Annotated in this window: 11 protein-coding genes; 4 read left to right on the plus strand and 7 right to left on the minus strand. The window is 52.9% G+C overall.

What is annotated here, in order from left to right:
- The first annotated feature begins 20 nt into the window (after positions 1-20).
- Positions 21-1,451 (plus strand): DUF6538 domain-containing protein, encoded by a 1,431-nt coding sequence (locus ACFPAH_RS07595; RefSeq protein ID WP_379743084.1) that lies wholly within the window; start codon positions 21-23, stop codon positions 1,449-1,451.
- Between the two features lie 57 nt (positions 1,452-1,508).
- Positions 1,509-2,321 (plus strand): hypothetical protein, encoded by an 813-nt coding sequence (locus ACFPAH_RS07600; RefSeq protein WP_379743086.1) that lies wholly within the window; start codon positions 1,509-1,511, stop codon positions 2,319-2,321.
- Positions 2,322-2,427: 106 nt separating this feature from the next.
- On the opposite strand, the gene ACFPAH_RS07605 is transcribed toward ACFPAH_RS07600, so the two are convergent.
- Together ACFPAH_RS07605 and ACFPAH_RS07610 are read right to left on the minus strand one after the other, a co-directional pair.
- Positions 2,428-3,477, minus strand: coding sequence for a relaxase/mobilization nuclease domain-containing protein (locus ACFPAH_RS07605; protein WP_379743089.1), 1,050 nt, complete (start codon positions 3,475-3,477; stop codon positions 2,428-2,430).
- Positions 3,474-3,782: a plasmid mobilization protein gene (locus ACFPAH_RS07610; protein WP_379743092.1), complete on the minus strand. Its 309-nt coding sequence runs from the start codon at positions 3,780-3,782 to the stop codon at positions 3,474-3,476. Before ACFPAH_RS07610 ends, ACFPAH_RS07605 begins: the two co-directional genes overlap by 4 nt.
- Positions 3,783-4,537: 755 nt before the next feature.
- Between ACFPAH_RS07610 and ACFPAH_RS07615 the strand changes: the two genes are divergently transcribed.
- The gene (locus tag ACFPAH_RS07615; RefSeq protein ID WP_379743095.1) at positions 4,538-4,693 is read left to right on the plus strand and encodes a hypothetical protein; all 156 of its coding nucleotides are present in this window, start codon (positions 4,538-4,540) and stop codon (positions 4,691-4,693) included.
- A gap of 110 nt (positions 4,694-4,803) precedes the next feature.
- On the opposite strand, the gene ACFPAH_RS07620 is transcribed toward ACFPAH_RS07615, so the two are convergent.
- Together ACFPAH_RS07620 and ACFPAH_RS07625 are read right to left on the minus strand one after the other, a co-directional pair.
- Complete coding sequence (locus ACFPAH_RS07620) at positions 4,804-5,454, minus strand: MAE_28990/MAE_18760 family HEPN-like nuclease (protein WP_379743098.1); 651 nt, start codon at positions 5,452-5,454, stop codon at positions 4,804-4,806.
- Between the two features lie 17 nt (positions 5,455-5,471).
- Positions 5,472-6,668 (minus strand): DUF262 domain-containing protein, encoded by a 1,197-nt coding sequence (locus tag ACFPAH_RS07625; RefSeq protein ID WP_379743101.1) that lies wholly within the window; start codon positions 6,666-6,668, stop codon positions 5,472-5,474.
- 582 nt (positions 6,669-7,250) lie between these two features.
- Here ACFPAH_RS07625 and ACFPAH_RS07630 point away from each other — a divergent pair.
- Positions 7,251-10,853, plus strand: coding sequence for a CheR family methyltransferase (locus tag ACFPAH_RS07630; protein ID WP_379743104.1), 3,603 nt, complete (start codon positions 7,251-7,253; stop codon positions 10,851-10,853).
- A gap of 87 nt (positions 10,854-10,940) precedes the next feature.
- Here the strand turns inward: ACFPAH_RS07630 and ACFPAH_RS07635 are convergent, their stop codons facing one another.
- The 3 genes from ACFPAH_RS07635 to ACFPAH_RS07645 all read right to left on the minus strand — a co-directional run bounded on the left by ACFPAH_RS07635 (position 10,941) and on the right by ACFPAH_RS07645 (position 13,840).
- The gene (locus ACFPAH_RS07635; protein ID WP_379743107.1) at positions 10,941-11,396 is read right to left on the minus strand and encodes a hypothetical protein; all 456 of its coding nucleotides are present in this window, start codon (positions 11,394-11,396) and stop codon (positions 10,941-10,943) included.
- Positions 11,397-11,621: 225 nt separating this feature from the next.
- The gene (locus ACFPAH_RS07640; protein WP_379743249.1) at positions 11,622-11,966 is read right to left on the minus strand and encodes an energy transducer TonB; all 345 of its coding nucleotides are present in this window, start codon (positions 11,964-11,966) and stop codon (positions 11,622-11,624) included.
- A gap of 83 nt (positions 11,967-12,049) precedes the next feature.
- A complete protein-coding gene (locus ACFPAH_RS07645) occupies positions 12,050-13,840 on the minus strand; it encodes a methyl-accepting chemotaxis protein (RefSeq protein ID WP_379743110.1) in 1,791 nt (596 codons plus the stop codon).
- Positions 13,841-14,170: the final 330 nt, after the last annotated feature.

A 14,170-nucleotide genomic window follows, 5' to 3' on the forward strand; every position in this document is an offset into this window, starting at 1 on the left:
TCCAACATGGAACTTGCCGAATGCAAAACACTTACAAAAACAGACACGGAACTTACTATCTCCGTTTGTTTGTTCCAAAGATCCTCCATCCTCATGTAACCCGCACCAAGGTCGTTAAAAGTCTTCGAACAAAAGACCGAAAACAGGCATACTTAAGGTCGTTGCTAGAATGCATTGATTTCGAGACTTGGGTGGCTGAAATGACGAAAAAGCTGGGCTTGGACGACTATCGTGAACTTACAGTCACTCTGCCCTCCGGCGTCAAACTTGAGTTTGACCTGAGCATTGCAGAGGAGCGGCTAGCCTACGACGACGCCGTCGAAAAAATTGGGCTCAAACAGCCTCTAACGGCGTCAGAAGCCATTTCCACGCAGAGTGCACGGTATCGGCTGACCGACTTGTTTCAGTCGTATAAAATCGCTAAAGCAAAAGTTTTTTCTCAGGCAACTCAAGCTGGCTACTTCCCTCGCATCCAAAAATTTATTGAGCATCACCAAGCCAAAGGGATCATATTCATTGATGAGATCCGCAAACCACAGGCGAGCGACTATCGTGAAGTGATTATCCAAGCTCAGCAAAGCCCACTTACAGTAGACAACTATACCAAAAGCCTTAAAGGCTTTTTTGATTTCTCTACAGATGCAGGAAAATACTCGTTCGAAAATCCATTTGCAAATATGCATTTGGTAAAAAAATCGGAACGAGAAAAGCATACTGACTCCTGGCTCCCCTACTCACAACAAGAAATTCAGCTTCTATTCGTTGACCAATTCGCAGCGTATGTGAAACGCTTTTGCAAGCCTGACCTATTTTTTGCTCCATTAATTAGTCTTACGACTGGCATGCGCATGGACGAAATTGCTCAACTTCAGGTTAGTGATATTTATCCAATCAATGGCGTATGGGTATTTGACATTAATGACAATGGCGATGATAAGGAGGTGAAAACACCTGCCGCCATTCGAAAAATGCCATTGTGCACAAGCATCCTTACAACGAATTTTCTTGAATACCATTCAATGGTAAAAAATAAGTATGGCGAAACGGCTCTCCTTTTCCCGTACTTAACGAATACGGCATCAAATGGATATGCAAAAAATATTGGATATAATTGGACGCAATATAAAAAAGAACTAATTTCCGTGGACCAAAAACAGAAGAATTTTCATAGTCTACGGAAAACGATTGGGGCAGCAATGGTTGATATGGAATACGATCTTCCATTAAGGAAGAGAATTTTAGGCCATGCCATGAACGACATTACTCATGTGGTTTATGGTAAAAAGTATCCACTTGAATATATTCGCTCTTGTTTAGACAAGATAGCTTGGAACATAGATTTCTCAAGGTTCCAGTTTCATTTTAAAAATGAAAAGATATTGGATGGCTTAGTAAATAAAAAGGCAATCGATGAAAGAAAAAAAGCGCTAAAGGCTAGGGAACAAATTTGAGTGAGTTACTTACATTCAAAGACTTCTTGCATCACAATCTAAAAATAGGGAATCTTGATGTTTAATTTTTTTCGCAAAAAAACCGAATTAGAACAACTTATTGCATCAGATGGAATTGAACACGCAGCAAGCCGATTTGCGGACATTATTTCTAGAAAGTTGCCAAACAAAGAGATCGCCTATCAATTCATTCTGCAAGAACTTGATGGAGCAAGGCAAGGCAACGAAGCTTCAAAGTGGTTCGCTAACAATAGCGGTATTCAGTTGTCGGAATATCGCAATGCGCTGAGCAAATCTGTACCAGAAGTTGATGGGGCTGGTGGGCCTCAACAGGTATTATTGGCCTTATCGCTCCAGCTCGCGAACGACCAATCGGTAATGGCCAAGTTCAGGTGTAAAGTCGCCGATAATATTATGAAAAAATTTGAACTCGGCAAATATGCTTCAAGCGAAGAAAGAATTGCAAATCTTGCCGGCGCAATGAAAATGAATGAAGCAAAGCCAGCATTGCAAATAGAAAAGAAATTTGAGCAGATTGTCGCTGAAATGTTGGCAGCATTAAACCAAGACGGCATTGTAATGTTGGACGAAGAAGGTGCCGCTAATATCGCACGCGAATCACTTCAGAATATTTCTGAGCAAGATCTCTTGAAGTGCAAAACCAATGTGGCGTGCATTTATGTATTAACCCAGCTTGCGATTTCTGCTTACGAAGACGGTGAGACAGTTCCTGCAAAATATATATCTAAACGATGCAAGCCGATTGGGTCGCAGATAATGAAGTTATCCCAAGATAACTACAATGATACCGAGTTCTCAATGTTTGACCATGCAATGGAAGTTATGAAGAAAATTGATGGGCATTCTTAATAATTAATACAATCCAATTCTGCTTGAGCCATTCCTGTCTTATGTGTGGCTCAAGCATTCTTTTAGGTTGTATGAAATCAGTTCGAACGAAAAAATACTGAATCAGTTATCTAAGCCTACTTTTTGTTGATCGGATCTTAATATCTTTGCTCATATATGGTTCGTCCTGTCTTGACTTGACGCCCTGCAAATAATTCAGTCGGGTGATGAGTGCTGGGGCGTCGGCTCGATCACATGTATTCAGCTGCACGCCTAGCAAATATAACTCATCATCAACACTCATTGAAACCTTCGGAAGCCCTATCGGCGCTGCTGAACGGTCTATTCTTGTTGGTGTCTCGACCGCATTGCCAGAATATTTTGAGTAGCCTTCATTTGTTGTATCAATTTCTCTGTTTCCATTGTTCTTCTCATTAATTCCGAGAGAACCTGCCTCATTTCTATTTGTCCTTGTGCCATTTGGCCATTGAACGCCTCTACTAAGATCAGCCTTGAATTTACAGACATCACTGAGACTTCTAAATTGTGTAAATTGTTTAACATGTCGACCAGGCCCTGATTTTCTGCCATATTTTGTTTCCTTTCTGTTTGTTGTTTTTATTCGGTCATATTTTTCCGTCAGATAACTCTTCCTTTTTGCGTATAAGTCCGTCATTACATCTGCATAAAATTTTGCATCTTTTGCTGACATATCTTTGTTATCAACCTGTGCAAATCCGTGCCTTAGGTTCTCCATCCTGATAAAAGATTCGAAGAAAAGGAGATTAGCTTTTCCAGGTGGATGAAGATTAAATGCTTTACCTGTTCTTAGATCTACCTTAGGCATTAAAAAATGTAATTCTAAGCGGCCTTTATCGAAATGCTTCACCCATAAGAAATTTGTCCTAGCTGGATCGCTAAATGGGCAAAGTGTCTTTTCAAACCGTTCAACAAGTTCGTGCTGTTGAAGCCTAGTTAAATCCTCACCATATCGGAAACCAATAACGCCTGTTATATATTTATTTTTAAATTTTAATGAGTTTATAATTTTCTTAGTTATTTCTGGCTCGCCTTCCAAGACCTCATGTTTATGACCAGCATGCTTCTCTTCGCTCAGCAGGTAGTCAGTTATAAAGTCAGCCTTTCCTTGTCCTTGATGGAATATTTTTATAATCATAATTTCCTATATGCCTCAATGACTTCATTTAACTGAATGCGTATAAAATCAATACTTGTTTGCACCTCAAAATTGATTTGACTCATTGAGTGCATTTTTCTGGTAATCTGGTTCAGATTAACGCCAATTTTGTTTATTTCATAAATCATTTTTTGCATTCTCTTCTGATCATGTTCGATCGGGCAGATGATACAGATCCGAACATAATCAGATCGATTAAGATAGCCGTGCTCTTCCATCTTTAACTGAACAAAGGCGTGCTCTTGCTCACTCAAACGAACTTGAAGGATTTTTGTTTTTCTCATTTTTCCCCGCTCCCTAAACTTTCTATATTATTATAATTACAATTTTTGTAATTACAATAGGTAACCTTGTCGAGGAATTTTTCTTTGTCTAAGATTTGGGCAAAAAAAAAGCTAACATTCGTTAGCTCACACATTAAAAAACAGCAATTAAACTGCCGCGTCCTTTATTTTTTCTTTATATGTTTTAATTAATATTTCTATACTTCGTCTTTAAAATATATCTATAAATATAGGAATGGGACTTGTTTTTTTGCTTTTCCGTCACCGTGCTACCACACGGTTCCGAAAAAGTCTTCCCTTACCCGCAATTAGCAGGGGGACGACTTAATCGTTGCTACCTAGCACCGGATAGATAACGAGCAACCGTATCTATTTCGAGGTTCGTAGAGTTGCAATCTACAGTAGCGGGGTCCTCTTAGTCTTCCCTGTGGCTTTGCTACTATCTCATTCTAGCCACTTCTCAATTTGAGTTTTAATACCGTCTTCTATTTCTGAATTAATGATGTTGGAAGTCCAACCGCAGTCAGTTTTAATTGTTCATGCCTCTGCATTACAGAATTTCAAAGGTTCTTTGGGTATCGTAGAACCGGGGAGTATAAGCAAAGTAAGAACAAGTCCGAAGAAGAAACTTACTTTGCGCTCGACGCATAGTCCGACACCAAAAAACAATATATTAGAAAAAAATTTTTTGTCAAGCCTGGCAAGCGTTGATTTTCTACGATAATGCGTTACGCTTCTTAAAACGGAGGAACATTATGGAAAATTCAGAAATTTTTGAACTACTGCGTGCGATACGCTATGAGGAAGTGCAGTTAAAGAATCTCCGCCTGCAACAACTTATGCGTCGCAATAAGATAGAGAATATGCGAAGGAAACTTGATAGCCTGCTTTTCGAAACACAAGGTTCTTAATTTTTTAAATTAAGAACCCGCTGCGGCAGCGGTCCTTTGGTAAGTAGCATTAAATCGTAACGCGCCAAGAAATGACTGATTAATGTAGGCGTCTGCTCTAAAAAATTTATTTAACTAAGTGCCGCATAACTCCGCGCGGTTGCAGCGTCATGCAAATGATCGCTAAGCTGGTCAAGTAAGCGAAGCAAACGATCACTGCGCTCTAATAGCGATGACTTACTCAAAATCTTGCCTTGGCCATGTGCGATCGCATTTCGATCTGCAACCAGCTGTTCATTTATAAAGACTTTAGTTGTCGTCCACACCGCAGAATCGAGGCCAAGCTGGGGATTAAGCCCAGCAGACTTCAAAATTTTATCGACAACTTCGGTGCCAGGATTTCCCTCAGTATTGACATCCCAGCCGGGCGTAGATATTCGTGCGTCGATACTTCCAATTATCTTGTTGGCTAACAAGACATGGTTTAGCTCACTGCCGGGATGTTTAGCCTCGGCAGCTCTAATTACATCGCCGTAAAACGCGACAGCAATAAGAGCAGGTTTTAGTTTTCGCAACGATAAGTTCTGCGCGAAGACATGTTTAAGATAAATATCTATCGATCTTTTTAGGAATCCTTCCCAGTGAGCGCAAAGCATTACTTGAGTTGATCTAAATATATGATTCGCTGAATCTTCTGCGTGAGCCATCATTGATCGATAATCACTAATTTCGCGCTTCCGCCAAGCTAGTTCACGCTGCAGTTTGTTCTGGAAGTCTGTCAAACTCTCCATTTCTAAACCTAATTTTTCTTCGCTACTTTTGCAGCTGGTTTTTTAGCTGACGCTCTTTTGACAGGTGCGTTCGCGGTCTTGTTTTTTAAGAAATCAGCGATTACGCGATCCGCTGCTGGCATCACACGCAACATTCTTTCCCGCGCGCGCAGTCCGGAAAAGCTCTTATTGTACTCAGGTTGACTCCATACCTTTTCAATAAATTCTTTGACATTAAACGATGACTTTTTTCTCTTAATTTTCGACCAGTGACGGCCGATAATTATTGCAATCCCTTCATATGCACCTAACGAAAATCCACCGCGGAAACCTTTTGCAGCATTCCAGGAGCGGAAAGAATCGGAGCCAACCGACTGTTCCAAAAATTCAAAAACTTCGTGAAAAGCTTTTGCTTCGCCCTCTTCATCGTACGATTCATCGAGAGCGATCTCCTCCATGCGTTCACGCAAAAAATCATGCACATCAACCACAGTATTAATCGCGGCTTCGTTACGCAAGGTCAAGAAGCGTAGCGCAAGATCCATATCGTAGCGTTCTTGCATTTGCGATTCGCTGAGCAAAGTGCAGTCGCGGAAATTCTGGTCTTCGGACAATTTTTTTAGCCACCTGAATCTTTCTGGATTAAGGCTAACCAATACGCAATTCCGTAATTCTTGAGGCGAGAGAGGCTGGCCGTATGTATTCAATCGTTCGAAAAGATCGAATTTGCCTTTGTTGTTACCAATCGAGTCGCGTGACAGCACTTTCACATCTAAGCGCGTGCGCTTAAACTCAAGCCGTAACGCCTGATCTAAGGCGGAGAAAAACATTTTATCTAATTCGGGAAGGTGCTTAGTTGCAGATAACTGAAACGCTGGCTTCTGCTCCAACTCGTCTGACTTTTCTTTTGGACCAGATAATTCGCCCATGAATTCAAAGATTGTAGACAAGCGTTGTACGCCATCAATTACTTCCCATTCTCCGTCTTCGTTTGTAGCCACATAAATCGGAGGCAATGGAATTCCGAGCAAAAGTGACTCAATAAGCCTAGATTTTTGCTCAGGTAACCACCGGAATACCCGTTGAAACTCTGGATGAATGTCGAGTTCGCCGTCTCGATATAAATTCAGGAGTTCACCTATCGACATTGATATGTTGTCCGACGAAATTTCACGCCGCTTTTTATCGACGGCATCCTTGAGTAGCTGAGCTTTTTGCTTAGTCATAGTTAGATTTGTGGGGTAGTTGCTGCTGACAGTCGATCAGGCGCGTGATCCAAGCGCTGACATTCGATAAGTGTTAGTTCAAGTATGAACCAATTGTTGACAAGTTGAAATAGGTCTGAAGAACTCTTTGAGCACTAAGTTCGTTTAGTACGGTAAACTACGATGGTGTAGCAGGCCATGAGGTCATTGGTGTAGCACTCTTCGACCTGTACGGCGTAACGCGACACGAAATAAACCTATTAAAAACAAGAACTTGCGACCTTATTGGATTTACTCCCATCAGCCACCCCAAGAATTCGCAGTAAAAAGAAAGGGTTACCTGCTTCGGCAGGTAACCCTTTCTTTTTTTTCGAGCCGGTTGCCGACTGCGGCGTGCCGGGGTTCGGTCCAAGCGGACCAAGTCCGGACAAACGCCGCTCATTCAAGCGCAACACTGCCCCGCTTTTCGCGTTGCTTGCCCCACATGGGCGGCCAGGTCAAAAGATTTGTTCCGCTTGCCACATCAGGTGATTTACACTCAGCCACTGTCATTCACATCCAACACTGCACGGTTCCTCTATGCACGAAGAGCGACACGCCGAATTGCCTGACTCGCACGCCAACGAGACGGCATCCTTCCCGATTGTCGGTATCGGGGCTTCCGCCGGCAGCCTGGCGGCCTTGACCACACTGCTGGACAACATGCCGCCCACGCCGGGCATGGCGCTGGTGGTGGTGCTGGACCTGGCGCCGGATGCTCCCAGCTCGGCCACCGGCGGGCTCGCGCGCGCGGGCAGGATGCCGGTGCTGCAGGTCGGCCAGCACGTGCGGCTGGAACCGGACCGGGTGTACCTGGTCTCGCCCCGCCACAGCCTGATGCTACGAGACGGCCAGCTCATGGTGGACGAGCAAGAGCATACGGCGGGCATCCTGACGAGCATCAACAGCTTCTTCCAGACGCTGGCGCAAGCATATGGCGAGCAGGCGATCGGCGTCATCCTGGCCGGCATCGGCGTGGACGGCCTGGCGGGGCTGGCGAGCATCAAGGAGCATGGCGGCATCACCTTCGCCCAATCGCCTGGCGAGGCCGCGGAAGGCAGCATGCTCCAGCCGGCGATCGACGCTGGCCTGGTGGACTTCGTCCTGCCCGCCGCCCAGCTTGCGGCGAAGCTGATGGCGATGCGCAAGGTGATGACGATGATCCGGCAAGGAGGCGTGCAGGACGCGCCGCTCGGCGAGCGTTCCCTCCTCGAGACCGAGGCGCGGCCTCCGGAGATGCTGGACGATATCCTGTCCCTGCTGTTCGCGCGCACCGGCCACGACTTCCGGCACTACAAGCAGCCGACCATCCTGCGCCGCCTCGAGCGCCGGATGCAGGTGCGCAGCATGCCGGGCCTGGCCGCCTACTACGAGCTGCTGCAGCAGGACCTGCATGAACCGGAGTCGCTGCTGCAGGATCTCCTGATCGGCGTCACCAATTTCTTCCGGGACCGCGATGCCTTCACGGTCCTGGAGCAGACCATCCTGCCGCGGATTTTCCATGACAAGGAACCGGGCGGGCCGGTCCGGGCCTGGGTCTCGGCCTGCTCGACCGGCGAGGAAGCCTACTCGCTGGCGATGCTGCTGGCCGAGCATACCGAGGTCATTGCCGGCGCGCCGGCGATGCAGATCTTTGCCACCGACATCGACGAACGCGCGATCGCGGTGGCGCGCGCCGGCCGCTATCCGGAGGCGATCGCCGCCGATGTGCCGGCGGCGCGGCTGGCGCGCTATTTCGTGCTCGAGGACGACCACTTCAAGGTGCGCAAGCTGCTGCGCGACCGCATCCTGTTTGCCCAGCACGACCTGCTGCACGACCCGGCCTTCTCCAACCTGGACCTGATTACCTGCCGTAATGTCCTGATCTACCTGAACCGGGAAGTGCACCGCCATGTGCTGGAAATCTTCCATTCGGCACTCAATCCCGGCGGCTACCTGTTCCTGGGCACGGCCGAATCGGCCGACCTGGCGCCCGACCTGTTCGTCGCCGTGAACAGCCGCTACCGGCTGTACCAGGCAAAACCCTCCACGAAGTCGGCGCGCCGCATGTCGGCACTGCCGCCGGACAAGAGTGCGGGCCGGCACCCGGCGGTACGCGCCGCGCATGCGCCGCTCCAGCGCGGGGCACGCACCGCTCCGTTTGCCGAGCTGCACCAGCGCGCCCTGGCCCGGCTGGCGCCGCCCAGCCTGCTCGTCAATGGCAGTGGCGACGTCGTGCACGCGTCGGACGACGCTGCCTGCTTCCTGCGCTACAGCGGCGGAGAACCGAGCGCCCATGCCCTGTCGCTGATCCTGCCGGAATTGCGCACCGACCTGCGCAGCGTGATGTTCCAGGTCCAGAAAACGGGCAAGCCTGCCAAGTCCCGCCCAATCCGCTGCGGCGCCGAGAGCAAGGAGAGCCTGCTCACGCTATCGGCCCTGCCGGTGCAGGACGACAGCGGCAGCGAGGGCATGCTGCTGGTGCAGTTCGAAGCGGCTGCCGCCCTCGCCGCTGCGCCGGGCGACGCCGGGACAGCAGCCGATCCGCGCGTGCGCGAGCTCGAAGAAGCGCTGCACCACGCCAGGGAAAGCCTGCAGCAGACCATCGAGCAGGCCGAACTGGCGAGCGCCGAAACTGGCAAGGCCATCGGATTTTTGCAGGACACGGTCGAAAGCCTGCGCACGACCATCGAAGAACTGGAGGTCAACCGCGAGGAACTGCAGTCGCGCAACGAAGAGCTGTACACCGTGAACGCCGAACTGGAGATGCGCGTCGAGGAGACCTCCCAGGCCAACGACGACCTGAGCAACCTGATCGCATCGACCGATATCGCGACCCTGTTCCTCGACCGCCGCATGCGCATCCAGCGCTATACGCCGCACGTGACACGGATCTTCAACATCATCCCGGCCGACGTCGGGCGTCCGCTCGGCCACATCACGAGCAAGCTCGAGAACACCCGGCTGTTCGACGACGTCGCCGCCGTCTTCGCCAGCCTGCAGCCGATCGAGCAGGAGGTGCGCAGCACCGACGGCCGCCATTACATCGTGCGCGTGCATCCCTACCGCACCGCCTACGAGCGCGTCGAGGGCGCGGTGATGACCTTCTTCGACATCAGCCAGCGCCGCATCGCCGAGGATGCGCTGCGCGAGAGCGAAGCGCATTTTCGCGCCTTCGTCACCGCCAGCTCGGACATCCTCTACAAGATGAGTGCCGACTGGTCGGAACTGCGCAACCTCCAGGGAAAGAATATTTTTGCCGATACCGAGACACCGGACTGCAAATGGAGCGAAAAATTCCTTCTGGAAGAAGATCGTCCGCACGTGCTCGCCGTGATTGCAAAAGCGATCGAGACCCGATCGCCCTTCGAACTGGAGCACCGCGTCATCCGCGCCGACGGCAAGATCGCATGGACTTTTTCGCGCGCCATTCCCCTGCTCGACGCACAGGGCAACATCGTCGAATGGTTCGGGACCGGCACCGACATCACGGAGCGCAAGCGCGGCGAGGAAGCGCTGCGTGCAAGCGAACAACGGCTCGCCGACGAGCTCGCGAAGAACCGTTTGCTGCAAAGACTGAGCACCAGCCTGATCCCTGAACAGCATCCGGAAGCGCTGCATGAAGCCATTCTCGACGCGGCCATCGCGCTGACGAAAGCCGACGCGGCGACCATCCAGCTCTACGATGCGGATACGCAGCGCCTGCAGCTCCTCGCATCGCGCAACATTCACCCGCAATCGCAAGCGTTCTGGCAGGAAATCGACGCCAGCCATGCGAGTGCATGCAAGCAGTTTCTGACGACACATGAGCGCGTCATCATCGAGGATGCCGAAGCCTATGCCTGCATGGTCGGAACCGCAGACCTCGAGGAATTTCGGCGCACCGGCATCCGCGCTGTCCAGTCGACCCCGCTCATGGCCCGTTCCGGCCGCTTCATCGGACTCATTTCCACCCATTGGCATACGCCGCGCCGTCTTGTCGACGACGATTTCAGGCTGCTCGACGTGCTCGCTCGCCAGCTGGCGGACCTGATCGAACGCGCGCAACTGGACGAGGCGCGGCGCGAAGACGGGGAACGGCACCTGGCCGACCTCGAGCGCCAGGTGCTGGAACGCACCAACGAGCTCAAACGCAGTCGCGACTCCCTGCAGGCGACAGTGGATGCCTCGAACGACGGGCTCCGCTGAGGCCGGCCGGCGCGGCTGCGGAAAAACGAAAGGCCACCCGCGGTGGCCTTTCTTCATTGCAGGACCGGGCGGGCCGGCCCTCCCCGATCAATACCGGTTCGGGTTGTTCGGACGCTGGTCGAAGCGGTTCGGAACCCCATCGTTGTCGCGGTCGCGGTCATACCGGTTGGGGACGCCGTCGCGGTCGCGGTCGCCTGGGCGGGCCACGCGGGCAACCCGCTCGCCGTGGCGCCAGCCGCCGCGCTCGAGGACCCAGCCGTTACGGTCGCGGCGCCATTCCGGGCGGCTGTACACATAGCCTGGGCGGACTTTTTCGTAGTGGCCCGACACCCAGGTGTAGCGGCGGCCGTTCCAGTCCCAGTAGCCGGGCACCCATTCGAAACCGCGGCGTGCGGCGGGCATCGGCTCGTGGCGCAGCGCCGGCGGGGCCTTTTGCACGACGATGACCTCGGTCCTGTAGTGCTGCTGGGCCTGTGCCTGCGCCGGGGTGAAGGCGGCGGTGCTGATCACGACGGCTGCTGCGGTAAGAAGGAATCGTTTCATGGTGGTGCTCCTTTCGGTTCGGTGTGAGATCACTATAGCCAACCGTTCTTCCACGAAGTAGCACTGATGCAAGTTCTTACAATGGATACATTCCGCCACCGGCCATCAAGGTTTTGGTAACACTTCTGCTGAAAGGCCGTGGAGTCGGGACTCCACCCTACGCCCCCCCAAAACAAAACAGCCGGCGCAAGGCCGGCTGTTCGTGAAGCGAAGCAAGGACTCGAATCAGTCGAGTTTCCAGGCGTAGTCGACCTTGGCCCAGGTCTGGGCTGGCGAACCGTCCTTGGTGCCCGGCTTGAACTTGCAAGCCGACAGGCCCTTCTGGGCTGCCTTGTCGAGGCCTTTGAAGCCGCTCGACTTTTCCAGCTTCGAATCGGCGACGCTGCCGTCGGCATTGACCAGGAAGGACATCGAGGTCGTGCCCTGCTCTTCGTTCATCAGCGAGGCTTTCGGGTATTCCACCTTGCACTTCGACGGATCGAACGAGGCAGGCGTTTCGGCAGCGAAAGCCGAGCCGGCGAAGGCGGAGAAAGCGAGGACAACGGTGGCGCTCAGGTAAGACTTTTTCATCATGGTGGTTCCCAAAAGGTTTTGGTTAATCTGCCGCTGACTGCTTGCGGTCTTTCAGTGTGTCCGGCTGGTTTCGCCGTGAATTAAAATTCTTCCCATTCGTCGCTGCCGGCACTCACCGGAGCCTTCTTCGGCTTGGCGGCTGCCTCTGCGGGTGCCGGGGAGCCTGGCGCTGCGGCCGGCTTCTTCAATGCCGGACGCTGGGCACGGCTGGCCGCGTTGCGCACGGCCGGGGTGCGCACCGCCGGCAGGGTCGCCACCGGTGCCGCAGGGATGGTTGCGGCCGGCTCGGCGGCGGCCTGCTCTTCGCCCTCGACCAGCTTGAAGATGCTGACCACGCGCGACAGTTCGCCGGCCTGGTCCTGCAGGCTCTGGGCGGCGGCAGCCGCCTCTTCCACCAGGGCCGCGTTTTGCTGGGTCATGCTGTCCATCTCGATGATCGACATGTTGACCTGTTCGATGCCGGCGCTCTGCTCGGCGCTGGCGTTGGCGATCTCGCCCATGATGTCGGTCACGCGCTTGACGCTCGCCACCACTTCGTCCATCGTCACGCCGGCCTGGCCGACCAGCTTGCTGCCGCGCTCGACCTTTTCGACCGAGTCGCCGATCAGGGTCTTGATTTCCTTGGCGGCCGCAGCCGAACGCTGGGCCAGGTTGCGCACCTCGGAAGCGACCACCGCGAAACCACGGCCCTGCTCGCCGGCACGTGCCGCTTCGACCGCGGCGTTCAGCGCCAGGATGTTGGTCTGGAAGGCGATGCCGTCGATGACGCCGATGATGTCGGCGATCTTGCTGGCCGAGCTGTTGATCTCGCCCATGGTGCCGACCACCTGCGAGACCACGTCGCCGCCCTTGCGGGCCACGTCCGAAGCGCTCGCCGCGAGCTGGTTCGCCTCGCGGGCATGCTCGGCGTTCTGCTTGACGGTGGTGGTCAGGGTTTCCATTGCCGACGCGGTCTTTTCCAGCGAGCTGGCCTGCAGTTCGGTACGCGAGGACAGGTCGATGTTGCCGGCGGCGATCTCGCGCGAGGCGGTGCCGATGGTTTCGGTGCCGCGGCGCACCTGGCCCACGATACTGACCAGGCTGTTGCGCATCTCGTTCATTTCCGACAGCAGGCTGCCTTTTTCGGCGGTGCTGGTGTCGATGGCGATCGACAGGTCGCCGTGGGCGATGCTGCCGGCGATCTTCGTGGTGTAGTCCGGCTCGCCGCCGAGCTGCTTGATCAGGCCGCGGGTGATGACCCAGGCCGCCGCTGCGCCCATGGCGAGCGCCAGCACCAGCATGATCGACATGAAGTTACGGGCGTTGACGAAGGCTTCATAGGCATCCTTCTGGCTGTCGGCGCTTTGCTTGTCTTCCAGCGCGACCAGCTTGTCGAGCGCTTCGGTCCACTTCTTCTGGACCGGGCGCACTTCGCGGATCATGACGCGGGTGGCGTCCATGGCGTTATTGGCCAGGTACAGTTCCGAGGCCTTGGCAATGGCCGGCATGGCGGCCGCTTCGTGCTGCTTGATCTCGGCCAGCAGGGCCTTTTCGGCATCGGTGCCTTCGGCGGCGAAGATGCCGGCGACTTTCTGCTGGGCTTCGTCGTACTTGGCGGTCTGTTCCTTGAAGCGCTTGAGTTCCGGCTCCATCTCGGTGGCGTCGGTCATCAGCGTCAGCACGCGCAGCGAAGCGAGGCGGTCCTGCACGTTGTTGCGCATTTCGATGACGGCGCGGCTCGACACGCTGTTAACGCTGACCACGTGGTCGAGCCGGTCCTGGATCTGCGACATGCGCACGATGCCGACCACGGTCACGGCGACCAGCAGCACCAGCACCAGGGCAAAGCCCAGGCCCAGCCGCATCCCGACTTTCATCTTCGATAAATTCATTTCGCGTTCCTGTTGATTGATCAGATTTGCTTCGGTTGTGACGTGTCGCAGCTACCGTGCGGCAGTTCTCTTTTCCGAACAGCAAGTATTTCTCATAGGATAAATCAAACTCGTCGCCAAGTCTGAAATTGTTGCATTCGCGGGCTCCACTCTCTTCTGGAGGGCGCCTCGCAGCAAATCTCCGATCCCGCAGCGAAATTATGGATTGTGTCTTGCCTTAGAGCAAGCGTAGCCATGATTTGTCTACACAATAGGAGTTTCCTTGTAGCAAATACCCGACACGAAGAGAAAAATACCTTCCGTTAGCATGGCGGTGTAACTACAGGAGAG

The sequence above is a fragment of the Massilia sp. GCM10023247 genome (genome assembly GCF_042653325.1).
Taxonomy (GTDB): domain Bacteria; phylum Pseudomonadota; class Gammaproteobacteria; order Burkholderiales; family Burkholderiaceae_D; genus Telluria.